A 15987-nucleotide genomic window follows, 5' to 3' on the forward strand; every position below is an offset into this window, starting at 1 on the left:
CGGGTGTCCGAGGCGGCCGGTCCGACAACGGAACGAACCGTCATGAGAAGCCTGCTCTTCACCCTCCGCCACGCGGCGACCTCGCCGACGCGGAACGCCCGGACGGCGACGGTGCTCGGGCGGCTGCTGGGCCTCGCGTTCCTCGTCTGCCTGCTGACCGGCCTGTACAGCCACTTCCTGCAGGAGCCCGCCGACTGGATGCGGTTCCCGACCCGGCCCGTCTGGCTCTACCAGGTCAGCCAGGGCGTCCACATCACCGCGGGCATCGCCTGCATCCCGCTGCTGTTCGGCAAGCTGCACGCGGTGTTCCCGCAGCTGTTCCAGTACCCGCCGGTGCGTCACCCGGTGCAGGTGCTCGAGCGCGCCTCCATCGCCCTGTTCGTGGCGGCCTCGGTCCTGCAGCTGGTCACGGGCCTCCTGAACACGTTCCAGTACTACCCGTGGCCGTTCCCGTTCCGGCAGGTGCACTTCGCCCTCTCGTTCGTCATCATCGGGTCGCTCGCGATCCACATCGCCGTCAAGCTGCCGCTCATCACGCGGTACTGGCGGGCCCGCGACAGCTACGACGCCGACGGCGTGTTCGTGGAGCCGCACGGCGACCTCGACCCCGCCCAGGCCGAGTTCGTCGCCACCCGCGAGCTGTCGGCCCGACGCAGCCGGCAGGAGGCGCGGGTCGCCTCGGACACCGGCACCGCGCCTCCTCGGCCCCGGGGCGTGGTCGGGCGGGTCACGCACTGGATCGACACGGCGCACGAGGGCGACGACGATCCCCGCCGCACCCGACTCTCGCGCCGAGGGTTCTTCGGCGCGATCGGCGTCGCCACCGGTGGCGCGGTCGTGCTCACCGCCGGGCAGTCGTTCACGGCCCTCGAGCCGTTCAACGCGTTCGCCCCGCGGCAGCGCGGCATCGGGCCGAACGATCTGCCGATCAACCGGACGGCGGCCGCCGCGAAGGTGCTCGAGAGCGCCATGGCGCCCGACTGGCGACTGACCGTGTCGAACGGCGACCGCTCGCTCGCCTTCAGCGCCGACGACCTCACGGCCATGACCCAGAACGACGAGGCCCTGCCCATCTCCTGCGTCGAGGGCTGGAGTCAGACCGGGCGCTGGCGCGGGGTCCGACTCGTCGACCTCATGGCGATGGTCGATGCGCCGTCCGACGCCCGGCTCCGGTTCACCAGCCTCGAGGAGCGCGGGGGGTACCGCGTCATGCTGATGGGGTCCGAGTACGCGACCGATCCCCTGACCCTCGTCGCGCTCGAGCTCAACGGCGAACGACTCAGCATCGACCACGGCTACCCGGCGCGGGTCATCGCGCCCGGGCGCCCCGGCGTGCTGCAGACCAAATGGCTGACCACGATCGAGGTGATCCGATGAGCACGTCCCGAGCAGCCGGAGGGCGCGGGGTGCGCGTCACGCGCGGTGTCCTGCTCGCCCTCGGCGTCGCCCTGATCGGCCTCGGCGGCTTCGTGCTCGTCGACACCGTGAGCCCGACCCGGTACACCGGCCTGCTGATCTGGCTGATCGGCTCGGTGATCGTGCACGACGCGGTCATCGCGCCGATCGTGGTCGGCGTCGGACTGGTGGTGCGCCGGACCGGCCGCCGTGTGCCGGCGGCCGTGATCGTGATGGTGCAGTCGGCCGTCGTGGTCGGGGCGATCCTGTCGCTGATCGTCGTCCCCGAGATCGTCGCGAAGGCGAAGGGCCCGCGCAACGACACGGTCCTCCCGTTCGACTACGCGGGACGCCTGGGCGCCATGTGGCTGGTGATCGCGGTGATCACCGCGGCCGTCGTCGCCGGCTACCTCGTGTGGACGAGGCGGCAGAAGGTGCGCGAGTCGACCGACCAGGTCTGAGCGACCCGCAGGCCGGCGGCTCGGGCGTGCACGTGCAGCGCCTCGCGACCGACCTCGGCCCAGGGGAAGGTCGCGCTGCTGAGGCCCTGGTCGTCGACGACCTGGGCGTCGTAGACGTCGTCGACCCCCGCGTCGGGCGCGGTCTCGACGACGACCGAGCCGTCCGTCGCGACCACCTCGGCGCAGCGGGCGAGCAGGACGGACGGGTCGCCGCCGATGCCGATGTTGCCGTCGAGCAGCAGGGCGACGTCCCAGCGGCCCTCGTCCTCGAGCGGGTCGAAGACCGAGCCGGCGGCCACGGGGAGGCCCGCGTCGGCGGCCATCGCCACCGCGGTCTCGGACACGTCGATTCCCAGGACGTGGAGCCCGCGGGCGACGGCGGCGCGCACCATGCGCGCCGGGCCGCAGCCGATGTCGAGCACCGACCCGGCTCCGTCGAGCGTCGTGAGGTCGGCGGCGTCGGCGGCTGCGCTCCAGCGGGCGACGTCGAAGGGCTCGTCGTCGGAGGTCCGCTCCGTCGTCGGCGCGGGAGTCGCGTCGGCCCGGACGAGCTGCAGGAGGCCCTCGCGGCGGAGCGCCCTGGCGTACGGCTCGCCCCCGCCGGAGCCGAAGGTGGCGATGGGGTGGGTGTCGGCGGTGAGTGTCACGGGCGGGACTCCTCGGTGTTCGAGCGGGCCGGCATCGGGAACTCGGCGGGGGTGGGGGACGATGGGATGGCGGTGTCGGCGAGCCGGAGGGCGGCCGCGAAGCGGCTCCGCGGTGCGGTGGCGGCGACGAGACGGGCGTCGTCGATGGTGTCGACGTCGACGAGCTCGGGCAGCATCCGCACCCGCAGCCCGGCGTCGGCCAGTCGTCGGAGCTGGTGCGCACCGGTGTCGTCGCGCGACATCGGCACGCCGCGCAGGAGGTCCCCGGTCGGTCGGGCCAGGCCGAGAGCCCAGAAGCCGCCGTCGTTGGCCGGTCCGAACCAGGCGTCGACGTCGTCGGTCCACCGGTCGAACACCGGGGCGAGGGTCTCGACCGTCACCTGCGGGGTGTCCATCCCGATGAGCACGGTCGGGCCGTCGACCTCGTCGAAGAGGGCGCCGAGCCGTGCGTCGAGGTCGCCACCGATCTGAGGGATCACATCGAACTGTTCGGAGCCGGGCGGGGTTCGGTTGCCGTCGAAGAGCAGGACGCGTCGGGTGGCGGGCAGGGCGGAGGCCACCGCGAGGGTGTCCTGGATGGCGGCGGCCGCGACGTCCGCCGCCTGCTCGAGGCTCAGCGGAGGGTGGAGGCGCGTCTTCACCCGGCCGGGGATCGTCTCCTTCGCGATCACGACGATGGTGGTCATCGGCCGGCCTCGCGGAGCAGACGGGACATGTCCTGCACGGCGACCGTGGTGCCGCGGATCGTCCCGGTGACCTTGCTGCGACCGACGCGGGGCGAGTACGGCGCGTCCTGTTCGACGATCCGCCACCCGGCCTCGGAGGCGCGGAGCACCATCTCGAGCGGGTAGCCGCTCCGTCGATCCCTCAGGTCGAGGGCGAGCAGGCCCTCTCGACGCGCGACGCGCATCGGGCCGAGGTCGTGCAGGGAGACCCCGCTGGCCCGCCGCATCAGACGTGCGAGCACGAGGTTCGCGAAGCGGGCGTGCAGCGGCCAGGCGCCCCGCATGGTGGGCCGGCGGCGACCCAGCACGAGGTCGGCGTCGCCGGCGATGACGGGGGCCGCCAGAGCGGCGAGATCGGCGGGGTCCATCGAGGCGTCGGCATCGCAGAACGCGACGTAGGGCGCGGTGGCGGCTTCGAGGCCGGCGTGGGCCGCGGAGCCGAACCCGCGCCGCGACTCGTGCACCACCGTCGCGCCGTGCTCGGCCGCGATCCGGGCCGATCCGTCGGTCGATCCGTTGTCGACCACGATCGCGTGCCAGCCCTCGGGGAGGCGGCCGAGCACCCAGGGGAGCGCTCCCGCCTCATCGAGACACGGGAGCACGACGTCGACCAGGGGAGTGCTCATCCTCCCGACTGTACGGACGCGCCGCCATGAAGGTGATGGGAGCCCTCGAAGTGGGGCGGTCCCGGTGGACGAGCCGCGCCTCCCCGCGTCCGTCCGCTCAGCCGGTGACGGCGGCGCGCAGCGGGGCGGTCGCGAACTCGCGCATGCCCTGCTCGAACGTCACGCCCGGCTCCCAGTCCAGCTCGTCGCGCAGGCGGGCCGACGAGGCCGTCACATGGCGGACGTCGCCGGCGCGGTACTCGCCGGTGACGACGGGCTCGGGACCGCCGGCCTCGCGAGCCAGGGCGGCGGCCATCTCGCCGATGGTGTGGACGGCGCCGCTGCCGACGTTGAAGGCGCGGAACGTGTCGGGCTGCTGCTCGGCCGTCCACTCGAGCGCGGCGAGGTTGGCCGACGCGATGTCGCGCACATGGACGAAGTCGCGCCGCTGCGCGCCGTCCTCGAAGACGCGGGGGGCCTCGCCCCGTTCGAGCGCCGAGCGGAACAACGAGGCGACCCCGGCGTAGGGGGTGTTCTGCGGCATGCCCGGTCCGTACACGTTGTGATAGCGCAGGGCCGCGGCGCGACCCCCGGTGCTGCGGGCCCACGAGGTGGACAGGTGCTCCTGGGTCAGCTTCGTGATCGCGTAGACGTTGCGGGGGTCGAGAGGGGCGTCCTCGGCGATCAGCTGCGGCTCGAGCAGATCGCCCGACTCGTCGCGCGGGTCGAAGACGCCGGCGTCGAGGTCCGCGATGCGGCGCGGCGCGGGGCGCTCGGTGCTGCCGTCGCGGGTGCGGTAGCTGCCCTCGCCGTAGACGACCATCGACGACGCGACGACCAGCCGGTCGATGCCCGCTCGATCCATCGCGGCGAGCACGACGGCGGTGCCGAGCTCGTTCGACGACACGTAGTCGGGGGCGTCCTGGAAGTCGACGCCGAGGCCGACCTTCGCCGCCTGATGGCAGACGGCGTCGACTCCGATCAGCGCGGCGTCGACGACGTCGGCGTCGCGCACGTCGCCGTGCACGAAGTCGACCCGCTCGTCGAGGGCGGGGGCGCCGCCGTGCACGTCGGCGCGCAGCGAGTCGAGCACCCGCACGCGCCACCCGCGCCCGAGGGCCTGCTCGACGACGGCCGAGCCGATGAACCCGGCACCACCGGTGACCAGCAGCAGGCCGGGGAGGCGCGCCGCGGCCCCGTCGGCGCCCGTGTCGGTCACAGCGCGGTCCGTCGTGCCGCGACGGGGCGGGCCAGCACTGCGGCGACGGCGTCGGCGGGGATGAGCTCGCGCGGCTCGTAGTCGGCGGGCAGCGCCGCCACGATCGACTCGATGGCCGCGACGATGCGGGGCTGGGCGGCCGCGAGGCGGTCCATCACCAGCTGGTGGCTGACGGCGTCGTCGTCCGGACCCTCCTCGGGCGAGATGCCCGCGTCGCTGTCCGTCACGAACGAGATGTTGACGGCGCCCATGCCGAGCTCGAGGGTCAGGGGCACCTCGGGATACATCGTCATGTTGATGGTGTGGGCCCCGGCGGCGCGGAACCAGAGCGATTCGGCCCGGGTGGAGAAGCGCGGCCCCTGGATCACGACGCAGGTGCCGGTCTCGGCGAACGGCTCGCCCTGCGCCCGGAGCGCCTCGACGGCCGCGGCCCGGAGGGTGGGGTCGAACGGGTCGGCGGCCACGAGGTGCTGCACCGACCCCTCCACGTCGTAGAACGTGTCGGGGCGGCCCCACGTGCGGTCGATGAACTGGTCGGTGACGACCATGGTCCCCGGCGGGTACTCGGGGCTGACGCCGCCCACGGCCGACGACGAGACGATCGCCTTCGCCCCGAGCGAGGCGAGCGCCCAGACGTTCGCCCGGAAGTCGATGCGATGCGGCGGCACCGAGTGGCCCGCGCCGTGGCGGGTGAGGAACGCGACGCGCTTGCCGCCGAGCTCGCCCACGGTGACCTCGCTCGAGGTCGGCCCGTACGGCGTCGCGACGGTGTGGCTCGTCGCCGTGCCCGGCGCGAACAGGGAGTAGAGGCCGGAGCCGCCGATGACGGCGACGTCGACGCGGGGCGGGGACGAGGAGGCGGTGGTGTCGGTCACCCCCGCTACGCTACTGGCGACAGCCCGAGAGGAACCGCGTGCGCACCATCGACCAGCACCAGAACGACGTCGCCCAGCTGGTCCGAGCCGCTCTGGAGGCCCGTCCGATCGAACGCCTGGCCGTCGACCCGTCGAGCATCGCCGCCGCCCCCGATCGCTACCGGCGCCGGGAGCTCGCGGCCGACGTCCTCGCCCCCATCGACCTGCCGCCGTTCGCCAACTCGCAGATGGACGGCTTCGCGGTGTCGTCGCTCGATCTCGCCGACGCGGCCGTCTCGACGCTGCGCGTCGTCGCGCGCATCCCGGCCGGACGCGTCGGCGACGCCCTCCGACCGGGCACGGCCGCCCCGATCATGACCGGCGCCGCCGTGCCCGACGGTGCCGACGCCGTGATCCCGGTCGAGCAGGTCGACCCGCCGTCGTTCCCCGCCGAGGGCGCCGACGCGCGCGTGACGGTCCGGGGCCCCGTCGCCGCCGGCGCCTTCGTCCGCGCCGCGGGCACGGACGTCCCGCGGGGCAGCCTCCTGCTCGCGGCCGGCACCGTGCTCACCCCCGCGCGCTGGGGCGTCCTCGCCGCCGCGGGACTCGGCGAGGTGCCCGTCCGGCGCCGCCCGCGCCTCCTCCTCGTGTCGACCGGCGAGGAGCTCGCCGCCGCCGGCAGCGAGCTCGCCCCCGGGGCGATCCACGACGCGAACGGGGCGGCGCTCGCCGCGGCCCTCGCCGACGTCGGCGTCGAGGTCGTCCCCGCGCGGGTCACCGACGACGCCGCGTCCCTGCTGGCGACGGTGGCCCGTCACGCCGACGACGTCGATCTGGTCGTCACGACCGGCGGCGTCAGCGCCGGGGCCTACGAGGTGGTCCGCGACGCCTTCGAGGCCTCCGGAGTCGTCTTCGAGTCGGTCGCGATGCAGCCCGGCGGTCCGCAGGGGCGGGGCACGCTGACGGTGCACGACCGGACGCTGCCCGCGGTGTGCTTCCCCGGCAACCCCGTCAGCGCGCTCGTGTCCTTCGAGGTCTTCCTGCGGCCGCTGCTGCAGGCCGCGACCGGGGTCGGCGCTGCGCGATCCGAACGGACGGCCGCGATGGCCGAGTCCGCCGACTCGCCGGTCGGCAAGCACCAGCTGCGTCGGGGTCGCCTCGACGTCGACGGTCGGGTCGCCTTCGTCGGCGGTCCGAGCTCGCACCTCCTGGCCAGTCACGCGAAGGCGACCGTGCTCGTCCACGTCCCGGTCGGAGTCGACCGGGTCGAAGACGGAGACGACGTCGTAGTGTGGGCCCTCGATGACTGACCGCGACCTGCCCGACGACACCGCGCCTCCCGGGCTCACCCACGTCCGCGACGACGGCACGGCGCACATGGTCGACGTCACGGCGAAGGCCGAGACCACCCGCGTCGCGACGGCCCAGGCGCGGCTGACCACCCGTGCCGACGTCGTCACCCGGCTCGCCGAGGGCAGCCTGCCCAAGGGCGAGGCGCTGGGCACGGCCCGCATCGCCGGCATCATGGGCGCGAAGCGGACCTCGTCGCTCATCCCGCTCTGCCACCCGCTGCCGATCGGGTCGATCACCGTCGACTTCGAGATCGGCGAGACCGACGTGACGGTGCTCGCCCGGGTCAAGACGCACGGCAGGACCGGCGTCGAGATGGAGGCGCTGACCGCCGCCAGCATCGCCGCCCTCACCCTCTACGACATGATCAAGGCCGTCGACCCGCTCGCCGAGATCCACGACGTCCGCGTGCTCGCGAAGCAGGGCGGCAAGTCGGGGGACTGGTCGCGATGACGACCCTCCCCGTCCGCCGCGCCGTCGTGATCGTCGCCTCGACCCGCGCCGCCGCCGGTCGGGCCGACGACCTGACCGGGCCCGTCATCCGCGAGTGGTTCGAGAAGCGCCTCTACGACGTCGCGCCGCCGGTCGTCGTGGCCGACGGCGAACCGGTCGGCCGGGCGCTCGCCGAGGCCCTGGCGTCGTCGCCCGACGTGATCGTCACCACGGGCGGAACGGGCGTCTCGCCCACCGACGCCACCCCCGAGCAGACGGCGCCGCTGCTCGACCGGCAGCTGCCGGGCGTCGCCGACGAGCTCCGCCGCCGCGGGGTCTCCGCCACGCCACTCGCGGTGCTCTCCCGCGGGGTCGCCGGCGTGGCCGGCCGCACCTTCGTCGTCAACCTGCCCGGGTCGCGCGGGGGAGTGCGCGACGGCCTCGTTGTGCTCGACGGCCTCGTCGACCACGTCATCGACCAGCTCGCCGGAGGCTCGCATGACTGACGCCGCCGCCGCTTCCCCTTCTGACGACTCTGCCGCCGCCGCTCCGGCTTCCCCTGCGGCCGACCGCGTGCTGCGGGCCCGGGTGGTCGACGCGCCCCTCTCGGTGGCCGACTGCTCCGCGCTCGTGGCGAGCCGCGCCTCCGGGGCGGTCGTGACCTTCGAGGGCGTGGTCCGCGACCACGACGACGGGCGCGGCGTCACGGCGCTGCACTACGAGGCGCACCCGAGCGCGACCGAGGTCATCCGCGAGGTCGCCCTCGCCGTGGCCGAGGCGCACCCGGCGGTCGCGATCGCCGTCGAGCACCGCTACGGCGACCTCGGCATCGGCGACGTCGCCCTGGCCTGCGCCGTCGCCTCGGCGCACCGGGCCGAGGCGTTCGCCGCCTGCTCGGCGCTCGTCGACGAGGTCAAGGCCCGCACCCCCATCTGGAAGCGCCAGGAGTTCGCCGACGGCTCCGACGAGTGGACGGCGTCGCTCGGCTGACGCCCCCCACGTCGGTCGCCCAGCGCGAGCCGTCTACGCTTCTGGGGTGGCTCATCTACTCGGCGCAGAAAACCTCCGTCTCGAATTCCCGACCAAGGTCGTCCTCGACGGGGTGACCCTCGGCATCGACGAGGGCTCGCGCATCGGCGTCGTCGGCCGCAACGGCGACGGCAAGTCGACCCTCATGTCCGTGCTCGCCGGTCGGCTCGAACCGGACGACGGGCGGGTGACGACCCGCCGCGGCCTCACCATCGGCATGCTCGACCAGCGCGACGTGCTGCCGGAGGGCTCCACCGTCGGCAGCCTGATCGTGGGCGACCGCGACGAGCACGAGTGGGCCGGCGACGCGCGCATCCGCGACGTCATCTCCGGTCTGGCCACCGACATCCCGTGGGAGGCGCGGGTCGAGGATCTCTCGGGCGGTCAGCGCCGACGGGTCGCCCTCGCGACCCTGCTGGTCGGCGACTGGGACGTCCTCTTCCTCGACGAGCCCACCAACCACCTCGACGTCGAGGGCGTCGCCTGGCTGGCCCAGCACCTGAAGCGCCGCTGGTCGACGAACTCCGGCGCGCTCGTCGTCGTGACCCACGACCGGTGGTTCCTCGACGAGGTCTCCACGGACACGTGGGAGGTCCACGACGGCATCGTCGAGCCCTTCGAGGGCGGCTACGCCGCCTACGTGCTGCAGCGCGTCGAGCGCGACCGGATGGCCTCGGCCAGCGAGTCGAAGCGCCAGAACCTGATGCGCAAGGAGCTCGCCTGGCTGCGTCGCGGCGCCCCGGCCCGCTCGACCAAGCCCAAGTTCCGCATCGACGCCGCCAACGAGCTGATCGCGAACGAGCCCCCCGTGCGCGACGCGGTGCAGCTGTCGCAGATGGCGACCGCCCGCCTCGGGAAGGACGTCGTCGACCTGGTCGAGGTCGGCGTCTCGTTCGGCGACAAGCGCGTGCTGCAGGGCGTCGAGTGGCGCATCGCGCCCGGCGAGCGGACCGGCGTGCTCGGCGTCAACGGCGCCGGCAAGTCCACGCTGCTCAAGGTCGTCACCGGGGTCATCGCCCCCACCGAGGGTCGGGTGAAGCAGGGCAAGACGGTCAAGTTCGCGATCCTCGACCAGCAGCTCGCCGACCTGCACGAGGTCGCGCACGAGCGGGTCAACGACGTGATCGGCCGCCAGCGCACCTCGTACGTGACCGCCGGCAAGGAGATGACGCCCGGGCAGCTGCTCGAGCGCCTGGGGTTCACCAGCGCGCAGCTGCAGACGCCCATCAAGGACCTGTCGGGCGGTCAGAAGCGCCGCCTGCAGTTCCTGCTCATCCTGCTGAACGAGCCGAACGTGCTCATCCTCGACGAGCCCACCAACGACCTCGACACCGACATGCTCGCCGCCATGGAGGACCTCCTCGACGGCTGGCCCGGCACGCTCCTGGTCGTCTCGCACGACCGGTACCTGCTCGAGCGCGTCACCGACCAGCAGTACGCGGTGCTCGACGGGCGCTTCCGCCACCTGCCGGGCGGCGTGGACCAGTACCTGCAGCTGCGCAAGCAGGCGACGGACCACCAGGGAGGCGCGACGGACCGCCCGACGGCCGTCCAGGGCGCGCAGTCCTCCGTGGCGGCCTCCGCCGCCGCCTCGGGGCTGTCGGGCGCCGAGAAGCGCAACGCCGAGAAGGAGCTCGGGTCGATCGACCGCAAGCTCGCCAAGTCCGCCGGCGAGCGGGAGTCGCTGCTGGCGCAGTTCGCCACCTTCGACCAGTCCGACTTCGACGGGCTCGCCGCGCTGCAGGCCAGGCTCACGACTCTCGACCACAAGACGGCCGAGCTCGAGGTGCGCTGGCTCGAGCTGAGCGAGCTGCTGGCCTAGTCCTCGGGGCGTCCGGCCGCGAGGTCGGGCCGCGCCGCGCCTCCTCGGCGACCGGGCGCCGGCCGCCGGGGCTCGTCCGGTCAGCCGCCGAGGGTCAGGCTGAGCGTGCGGAGCAGGTCGGACAGCTGACGTCGATCGTCGACGTCGAGGTCGCTGAGCAGGGCGTCCTCAGCGGCCACGAGCCGCTCGATGGCGGCGTCGACTGCTCGGCGCCCCTCGGCGGTCATCGTGACGAGGATGCCCCGTCCGTCGTTCGGATCGGTGCGGCGCTCGACGAGCCCCCGGGTGAGGAGGCGGTCGATGCGGTTGGTCATGGCGCCGCTCGAGACGAGGGTCTGCTGCAGCAGGGTCTTGGGGCTCAGCTGGTAGGGGTCGCCCGCGCGGCGCAGGGCGGAGAGCACGTCGAACTCCCACGACTCGAGGTCGCTGGCCTGGAACGCCTCGCGACGGGCCCGGTCGAGGTGCTTCGCGAGCCGGCCGACGCGCGACAGGACGTGCAGAGGCGCGAAGTCGAGGTCGGGCCGCTCGTGGCGCCACGCCTCGACGATCCGGTCGACCTCGTCCTGCTCGGGCATCTGACCATTATGACGACCGGGCGGCGGGGACGGGTCTGGCAGACTGGTGGGGCGCGTGAGCGCGGTCCGCCATGGTGTAACGGCAGCACGACAGCCTTTGGAGCTGTTAGGTCCAGGTTCGAATCCTGGTGGCGGAGCCAGAACGGTCGGTCTTCGCCTGGCGGATCGATAGTGTCGTCTCGCACGCGTCCGCGTGCTCATCGGGGGGATGACATGGCGACCATCGAATTCGACGTCGGGGCGGCGGACCGGCCCGAGGCGGCGGGTTCGCCACGACGGGACAGGGGGGAGCGGATGACGGAGTACACGCCGCTCGGGTCGACCCTGCTCGAGCAGGGCCTCCTCGATTCGATGGGATCACAGTACTGACCATGCCCCTGCCCAGAAGACGAACGGACCGGTCCGCCACACCGGTCGCGACCATGATCGTGGCCACCTTGATGCTCTCCGGGTGCAGCGCAGGAGAGGACACTGTGAACGCGAACGGCGCGAAGGACGCTGTCGTCACGATCGTCGACGACACGAGCGACGCCCTGGGCGGTGAGTGGGACGTCTACAGCGGCCCCGCCGTCGAGGGTTGCACGATGTCGGACGGAAGCGACGGCGCCTCGTACTCGTACATCACGACGCTGAGACCCGGTGGCTCCGACCCGGAGGCCGACGTGGCCGCCGTGGACGGTCTCTGGCGAGATCGAGGCCTGACGACCGAGCGCTACGAGAGCGGAGGCGACGACCCCATCCTCGGAGTGCGCGGCGACGAGGAGGCGGCCGGCTCGCTCGACTTCCTGGCCGACGCTCGGATGTACAGCGTCAGCGGGCTCTCGGCGTGCGTCGAGGGTGACGCCGCCCAGCTGCAGAACGACGGCGAGTAGTCGGGGATCGACGGGTTGCGGTCTCACCCGGCGTCCGTGTCGTTGATGCTCTCCGGATGCGCAGGGGCGGACGCCGACAGGGGAGGGCGGCCTGTGGAGACGGACCAGGCGAAGGACGTGGCATCCGGGGTTCGGGGACGTCCATCGACTTCGTGGCCGACGAGCGCGGCTACAGCACCGACGCCCTGTCCCCGTGCACTCAGGTCGATCCCGTCGAGCTCGAGGAGCCGGGCGAGCAGACGCGCGCACCGGACATCGACGGGCTCTCGTCGATAGCCTGCGGTCTCACCCGCCGGTCGCGCCGGCACCCCGACGACGAGGACCCGCCATGTCGACCACCCGCACCCTCCCGCCTCTCGCCCGCGCCACGCTCCTCGGCCTCCTCAGCGGCTCGCGCTCCGCGACCCCGCTCGCCGTGCTCGCCCTGAACCACCATGCCGAGGAGGCACGGGGCCCGTGGCAGCGCTGGCGCCTGTTCCGTTCACCCCTCGGCCGCCTGGCGTCCGTGGCCGCCGGAGCCGGCGAGCTCGTAGGCGACAAGCTGCCCGCGACGCCGAGCCGCGTCGGCCTGGGGCCTCTGTTCGGGCGCGCCGTCTCCGGTGCCGTCGCGGGGATCGCGATGAGCGGCACGGGGCGGGGCGGCAGCCCGGTGGCCGGAGCCGTCGTCGGCGCCGCGGGCGCCGTCGCCGGGAGCTGGCTGTTCTACCTGGCGCGGAAGGCCGTCGTCGAGAAGAGCGGGCTGCCCGACCTCGCCGTGGCGCTCGTGGAGGACGCCGTCGCGGTCTCGGGCAGCGTCGCCGTCGTCCGCTCTCGCTGATCCCCGCACAGACGCGCGGCTGTCCGCCTCCGCCACCGATCGGAGGAGGGGACCCGCGCCTCCTCGGCCGCCCATGACAGAATTCCAGATGATCACGCACCCCCTCACCAAGGAGCACCATGCCTGAACGCCGCCTCGCCGTCATCGTCCTCGCCGCAGGGCAGGGCACGCGCATGAAGTCCGCGACGCCGAAGGTGCTGCACCGTCTGGCGGGGCTGCCCCTGATCCAGCACGTGCTCGAGACGGCGGGTGCGCTGTCGCCCGACCACCTCGTGGCCGTCGTCCGGCACGAGCGCGACCTCGTGGTCGCCAGCGTGCTCGAGAGCAGCCCCGCTGCGCTCATCGTCGACCAGGACGAGACCCCCGGCACGGGCCGCGCCGTCGAGCAGGCCGTGGCCGCCCTCCCCGCCGACTTCGACGGCGACGTCGTCGTGGTCAGCGCCGACGTCCCTCTGCTCGACCACGGCACCCTGGCCGACCTCCTGCATCAGCACCGCGGCGACGGCGCCGCGGCCACGCTGCTGTCGGCGGTACTCGCCGACGCGACCGGTTACGGGCGCGTGGTCCGTCGGGCGGGTGGCGACGTCGACCGCATCGTCGAGCACAAGGACGCCGACGAGGCCGAGCGCGCCCTCGGCGAGATCAACTCCGGCACCTACGTGTTCACCGTCTCCGCGCTGCGCACGCACCTGCCTCGCATCGGCTCGGCCAACGCGCAGAACGAGAAGTACGTCACCGACATGGTGGGCCTGCTCACCGCAGCCGACGAGAAGGTCGGCGCCCGCGTCGTCGACGACGCCTGGCGCATCGAGGGCATCAACGACCGGGTCCAGCTCGCCGCTGCGGCCCGGCGCCTCAACGACCGCATCGTCGAGCACTGGCAGCGCGCCGGTGTCACCGTCGTCGACCCGCAGACCACCTGGATCGACCGCGACGTCTCGCTCAGCGCCGACGTCGAGATCCTCCCGGGCACCCAGCTGAAGGGCGCCACGTACATCGCCGCCGGCGCAGTCGTCGGACCCGACACGACCCTCGTCGACACCGAGGTGGGCGAGGGCGCGGTCGTCACGCGCACCGACGCGACGCTCGCGGTGATCGGCGCCCGCGCCTCCGTCGGTCCGTTCTCGTACCTCCGGCCCGGCACCGTGCTCGGCGTGGCCGGCAAGATCGGCACCTTCGTCGAGACCAAGAACGCCGAGATCGGCGACGGCTCCAAGGTGCCCCACCTCAGCTACATCGGCGACACCGAGGTCGGCCGGGACTCCAACATCGGGGCCGGCACCATCACCGCCAACTACGACGGCGTGAACAAGCACCGCACCCAGGTGGGGTCGCACGTGCGCACCGGGTCGCACAACGTCTTCGTCGCCCCGGTTAGGATTGGCGACGGAGCGTACTCAGGTGCAGGAACGGTCGTCCGCAAAGACGTGCCGGCCGGTGCCTTGGCGCTGAGCATCGCTCCACAGCGCAATGCGAGCGGATGGGTCGAGGCGAACCGCCCCGACTCCGCGGCTGCCGAGGCCGCCGCTCGTGCCGAACGAACGACCGACTGAACCCCGGTCGGGTTGGCCCCTCGGGGCCGGAGAGCGAGTGACGTGTCCGGAATCAAGATCACCGGCGAGAACCGACTCGTTCTGATCTCGGGGCGTGCGCACCCCGAGCTGGCGAACCAGATCGCGTCCGAACTGGGTTCCGAGCTGATCCCGACCGATGCGCGCACGTTCGCCAACGGCGAGCTCTACGCGCGCTTCGACGAGAGCGTCCGCGGGTCCGACGCGTTCGTCATCCAGTCGCACTCGGCCCCGATCAACGAGTGGCTCATGGAGCAGCTGATCATGGTCGACGCCCTCAAGCGCGCCTCGGCCAAGCGGATCACGGTCGTCGCGCCCTTCTACCCCTACGCCCGGCAGGACAAGAAGGGTCGCGGTCGTGAGCCGATCTCGGCCCGTCTCGTCGCCGACCTGTTCAAGGCCGCCGGTGCGCACCGCATCATGAGCGTCGATCTGCACGCCCCCCAGATCCAGGGCTTCTTCGACGGCCCCGTCGACCACCTCTTCGCCATGCCCGTGCTCCTCGAGCACTTCCGTGCGAAGCTCGACAACTCGACGTTGACCGTCGTGTCGCCCGACATGGGTCGCGTGCGCGTCGCCGACATCTGGAGCGAGAAGCTCGACGCCCCCCTGGCGATCATCCACAAGCGTCGCGACCCGCTCGTGCCGAACCAGGTCACCGTGCACGAGATCGTCGGCGAGGTCGCCGGTCGGGTCTGCCTGCTCGTCGACGACCTCATCGACACCGGTCGCACCATCGTCAAGGCGGCCGAGGCGCTCAAGGCGGCGGGTGCCATCGGTGTCGTCGTCGCGGCGACCCACGCGGTCTTCAGCGACCCCGCGCCCGAGATCCTCAACAGCGAGTTCATCGATTCGGTCGTCGTCACCGACACGCTCCCGCTCACCGAGCACCAGAAGTTCGACAAGCTCGAGATCCTGCCGATCGCGCCGCTGATCGCCCGGGCCATCCACGAGGTCTTCGACAACGGCTCGGTGACGAGCATGTTCGACGGCGCGGCGTAGCCCCGAGCGACTGCGCCGAGAGGGGCGATCCACCGCTGAGCCGAGCGGGGGTCGCCCCTCTCGGCGCTCTCCTCCCGGCATGCCTCCTGTCGTGCCACGATGAGCCCATGCCCGTCGTCGAATCCCGTCTGATCGTGCCGGTGAGCCCCGAGGTCGCCTTCGCGGTGTCACAGACCCAGGGTGCGGCGCGCAAGCGCTGGGATCCCTTCATCCGGCGTCAGCGCCTGCTCGGTGGTGCGACGGGGCCCGCGAAGGGCGTTCGGACGCTCACCGTGCAGCGATTCGGCTTCCGGATGGTGAGCGAGTACGTGTCGTACGCGCCGCCGACGAACGTCGGGATGAAGATGACGAAGGGCTCGTGGTTCTTCGAGCGCATGGGCGGGGGCTGGCGCTTCAGCGCCGTGGAGGGCGACCCCGGCAGCACCCTGGCGATCTGGCGGTACAACTTCACCTGCCGGCCGCGATGGCTCGCCCCTCTGGCCGAGCGCATCGGCGCCGTCGTGCTGCAGCGTGACATCGACCGCCGGATCCAGGGCTTCGCCCGAGGCTGCGAGGACCCCCTGGTGCTCGCCGCCGCCACCCCCGCCCCCGCCTGACGCCCTGACGCACCC

Annotated in this window: 19 protein-coding genes, 1 tRNA gene and 1 pseudogene; 15 read left to right on the forward strand and 6 right to left on the reverse strand. The window is 72.9% G+C overall.

All coding sequences use genetic code 11. The features are described from left to right. Positions 1 to 42 precede the first annotated feature (42 nt). Positions 43 to 1377 (forward strand): molybdopterin-dependent oxidoreductase, encoded by a 1335-nt coding sequence (locus FFA01_RS12455; protein ID WP_146856511.1) that lies wholly within the window; start codon positions 43 to 45, stop codon positions 1375 to 1377. Continuing rightward, positions 1374 to 1856, forward strand: coding sequence for a hypothetical protein (locus tag FFA01_RS12460; protein ID WP_146856512.1), 483 nt, complete (start codon positions 1374 to 1376; stop codon positions 1854 to 1856). The genes FFA01_RS12455 and FFA01_RS12460 overlap by 4 nt, the downstream gene beginning before the upstream one ends. Here FFA01_RS12460 and FFA01_RS12465 read toward each other — a convergent pair. The 5 genes from FFA01_RS12465 to FFA01_RS12485 all read right to left on the reverse strand — a co-directional run bounded on the left by FFA01_RS12465 (position 1802) and on the right by FFA01_RS12485 (position 5927). Next, positions 1802 to 2503: a class I SAM-dependent methyltransferase gene (locus FFA01_RS12465; RefSeq protein WP_146856513.1), complete on the reverse strand. Its 702-nt coding sequence runs from the start codon at positions 2501 to 2503 to the stop codon at positions 1802 to 1804. The two genes, FFA01_RS12460 and FFA01_RS12465, sit on opposite strands and share 55 nt — an antisense overlap. Further along, complete coding sequence (locus FFA01_RS16420) at positions 2500 to 3189, reverse strand: TIGR04282 family arsenosugar biosynthesis glycosyltransferase (RefSeq protein WP_146856514.1); 690 nt, start codon at positions 3187 to 3189, stop codon at positions 2500 to 2502. Before FFA01_RS16420 ends, FFA01_RS12465 begins: the two co-directional genes overlap by 4 nt. After that, positions 3186 to 3854 (reverse strand): glycosyltransferase family 2 protein, encoded by a 669-nt coding sequence (locus tag FFA01_RS12475; RefSeq protein ID WP_146856515.1) that lies wholly within the window; start codon positions 3852 to 3854, stop codon positions 3186 to 3188. The genes FFA01_RS16420 and FFA01_RS12475 overlap by 4 nt, the downstream gene beginning before the upstream one ends. Positions 3855 to 3951: 97 nt before the next feature. Continuing rightward, on the reverse strand, positions 3952 to 5052 hold the full coding sequence (locus FFA01_RS12480; protein ID WP_244289831.1) for an NAD-dependent epimerase/dehydratase family protein: 1101 nt from the start codon (positions 5050 to 5052) through the stop codon (positions 3952 to 3954). Beyond that, positions 5049 to 5927 (reverse strand): MTAP family purine nucleoside phosphorylase, encoded by an 879-nt coding sequence (locus tag FFA01_RS12485; RefSeq protein WP_146856516.1) that lies wholly within the window; start codon positions 5925 to 5927, stop codon positions 5049 to 5051. Before FFA01_RS12485 ends, FFA01_RS12480 begins: the two co-directional genes overlap by 4 nt. 38 nt (positions 5928 to 5965) lie before the next feature. Here FFA01_RS12485 and FFA01_RS12490 point away from each other — a divergent pair, with 38 nt between their 5' ends. The 6 genes and pseudogenes from FFA01_RS12490 (at position 5966) to FFA01_RS12510 (ending at position 10539) form a co-directional block, all read left to right on the forward strand. Then, the gene (locus FFA01_RS12490; RefSeq protein WP_146856517.1) at positions 5966 to 7216 is read left to right on the forward strand and encodes a molybdopterin molybdotransferase MoeA; all 1251 of its coding nucleotides are present in this window, start codon (positions 5966 to 5968) and stop codon (positions 7214 to 7216) included. Beyond that, positions 7209 to 7709 carry a cyclic pyranopterin monophosphate synthase MoaC gene (gene moaC / locus FFA01_RS12495; protein ID WP_146856518.1) on the forward strand — a complete coding sequence of 167 codons (501 nt, stop codon included), beginning with the start codon at positions 7209 to 7211 and terminating at the stop codon, positions 7707 to 7709. The genes FFA01_RS12490 and moaC overlap by 8 nt, the downstream gene beginning before the upstream one ends. Continuing rightward, positions 7706 to 8194 carry a MogA/MoaB family molybdenum cofactor biosynthesis protein gene (locus FFA01_RS12500; RefSeq protein ID WP_146856519.1) on the forward strand — a complete coding sequence of 163 codons (489 nt, stop codon included), beginning with the start codon at positions 7706 to 7708 and terminating at the stop codon, positions 8192 to 8194. The genes moaC and FFA01_RS12500 overlap by 4 nt, the downstream gene beginning before the upstream one ends. Beyond that, complete coding sequence (locus FFA01_RS12505; RefSeq protein ID WP_146856520.1) at positions 8187 to 8678, forward strand: molybdenum cofactor biosynthesis protein MoaE; 492 nt, start codon at positions 8187 to 8189, stop codon at positions 8676 to 8678. The genes FFA01_RS12500 and FFA01_RS12505 overlap by 8 nt, the downstream gene beginning before the upstream one ends. 112 nt (positions 8679 to 8790) lie before the next feature. Next, positions 8791 to 9193, forward strand: a pseudogene (locus FFA01_RS16490) (ATP-binding cassette domain-containing protein); the annotation flags it as partial. Positions 9194 to 9216: 23 nt separating this feature from the next. After that, on the forward strand, positions 9217 to 10539 hold the full coding sequence (locus FFA01_RS12510) for an ABC-F family ATP-binding cassette domain-containing protein (protein WP_425545587.1): 1323 nt from the start codon (positions 9217 to 9219) through the stop codon (positions 10537 to 10539). A gap of 80 nt (positions 10540 to 10619) precedes the next feature. On the opposite strand, the gene FFA01_RS12515 is transcribed toward FFA01_RS12510, so the two are convergent. Continuing rightward, positions 10620 to 11114: a MarR family winged helix-turn-helix transcriptional regulator gene (locus tag FFA01_RS12515; RefSeq protein WP_146856522.1), complete on the reverse strand. Its 495-nt coding sequence runs from the start codon at positions 11112 to 11114 to the stop codon at positions 10620 to 10622. A 65-nt stretch (positions 11115 to 11179) separates the two neighbouring features. Here FFA01_RS12515 and FFA01_RS12520 point away from each other — a divergent pair. The 7 genes from FFA01_RS12520 to FFA01_RS12545 all read left to right on the forward strand — a co-directional run bounded on the left by FFA01_RS12520 (position 11180) and on the right by FFA01_RS12545 (position 15972). Next, positions 11180 to 11254, forward strand: a tRNA-Gln gene (locus FFA01_RS12520). Positions 11255 to 11327: 73 nt separating this feature from the next. Next, entirely contained in the window at positions 11328 to 11483 is a 156-nt protein-coding gene (locus FFA01_RS15970; RefSeq protein ID WP_167627376.1) for a hypothetical protein, read from the forward strand. Positions 11484 to 11587: 104 nt separating this feature from the next. Then, the gene (locus tag FFA01_RS12525) at positions 11588 to 11986 is read left to right on the forward strand and encodes a hypothetical protein (protein WP_146856523.1); all 399 of its coding nucleotides are present in this window, start codon (positions 11588 to 11590) and stop codon (positions 11984 to 11986) included. Between the two features lie 328 nt (positions 11987 to 12314). Further along, positions 12315 to 12803 carry a DUF4126 family protein gene (locus FFA01_RS12530; RefSeq protein WP_146856524.1) on the forward strand — a complete coding sequence of 163 codons (489 nt, stop codon included), beginning with the start codon at positions 12315 to 12317 and terminating at the stop codon, positions 12801 to 12803. 119 nt (positions 12804 to 12922) lie between these two features. Next, entirely contained in the window at positions 12923 to 14356 is a 1434-nt protein-coding gene (glmU, locus tag FFA01_RS12535; protein ID WP_146856525.1) for a bifunctional UDP-N-acetylglucosamine diphosphorylase/glucosamine-1-phosphate N-acetyltransferase GlmU, read from the forward strand. 42 nt (positions 14357 to 14398) lie between these two features. Further along, positions 14399 to 15376 carry a ribose-phosphate diphosphokinase gene (locus tag FFA01_RS12540; protein WP_146856526.1) on the forward strand — a complete coding sequence of 326 codons (978 nt, stop codon included), beginning with the start codon at positions 14399 to 14401 and terminating at the stop codon, positions 15374 to 15376. Positions 15377 to 15483: 107 nt separating this feature from the next. Beyond that, on the forward strand, positions 15484 to 15972 hold the full coding sequence (locus FFA01_RS12545; RefSeq protein ID WP_146856527.1) for an SRPBCC family protein: 489 nt from the start codon (positions 15484 to 15486) through the stop codon (positions 15970 to 15972). Positions 15973 to 15987: the final 15 nt, after the last annotated feature.

It is taken from the genome of Frigoribacterium faeni (assembly GCF_007988805.1).
Classification (GTDB): domain Bacteria; phylum Actinomycetota; class Actinomycetes; order Actinomycetales; family Microbacteriaceae; genus Frigoribacterium; species Frigoribacterium faeni.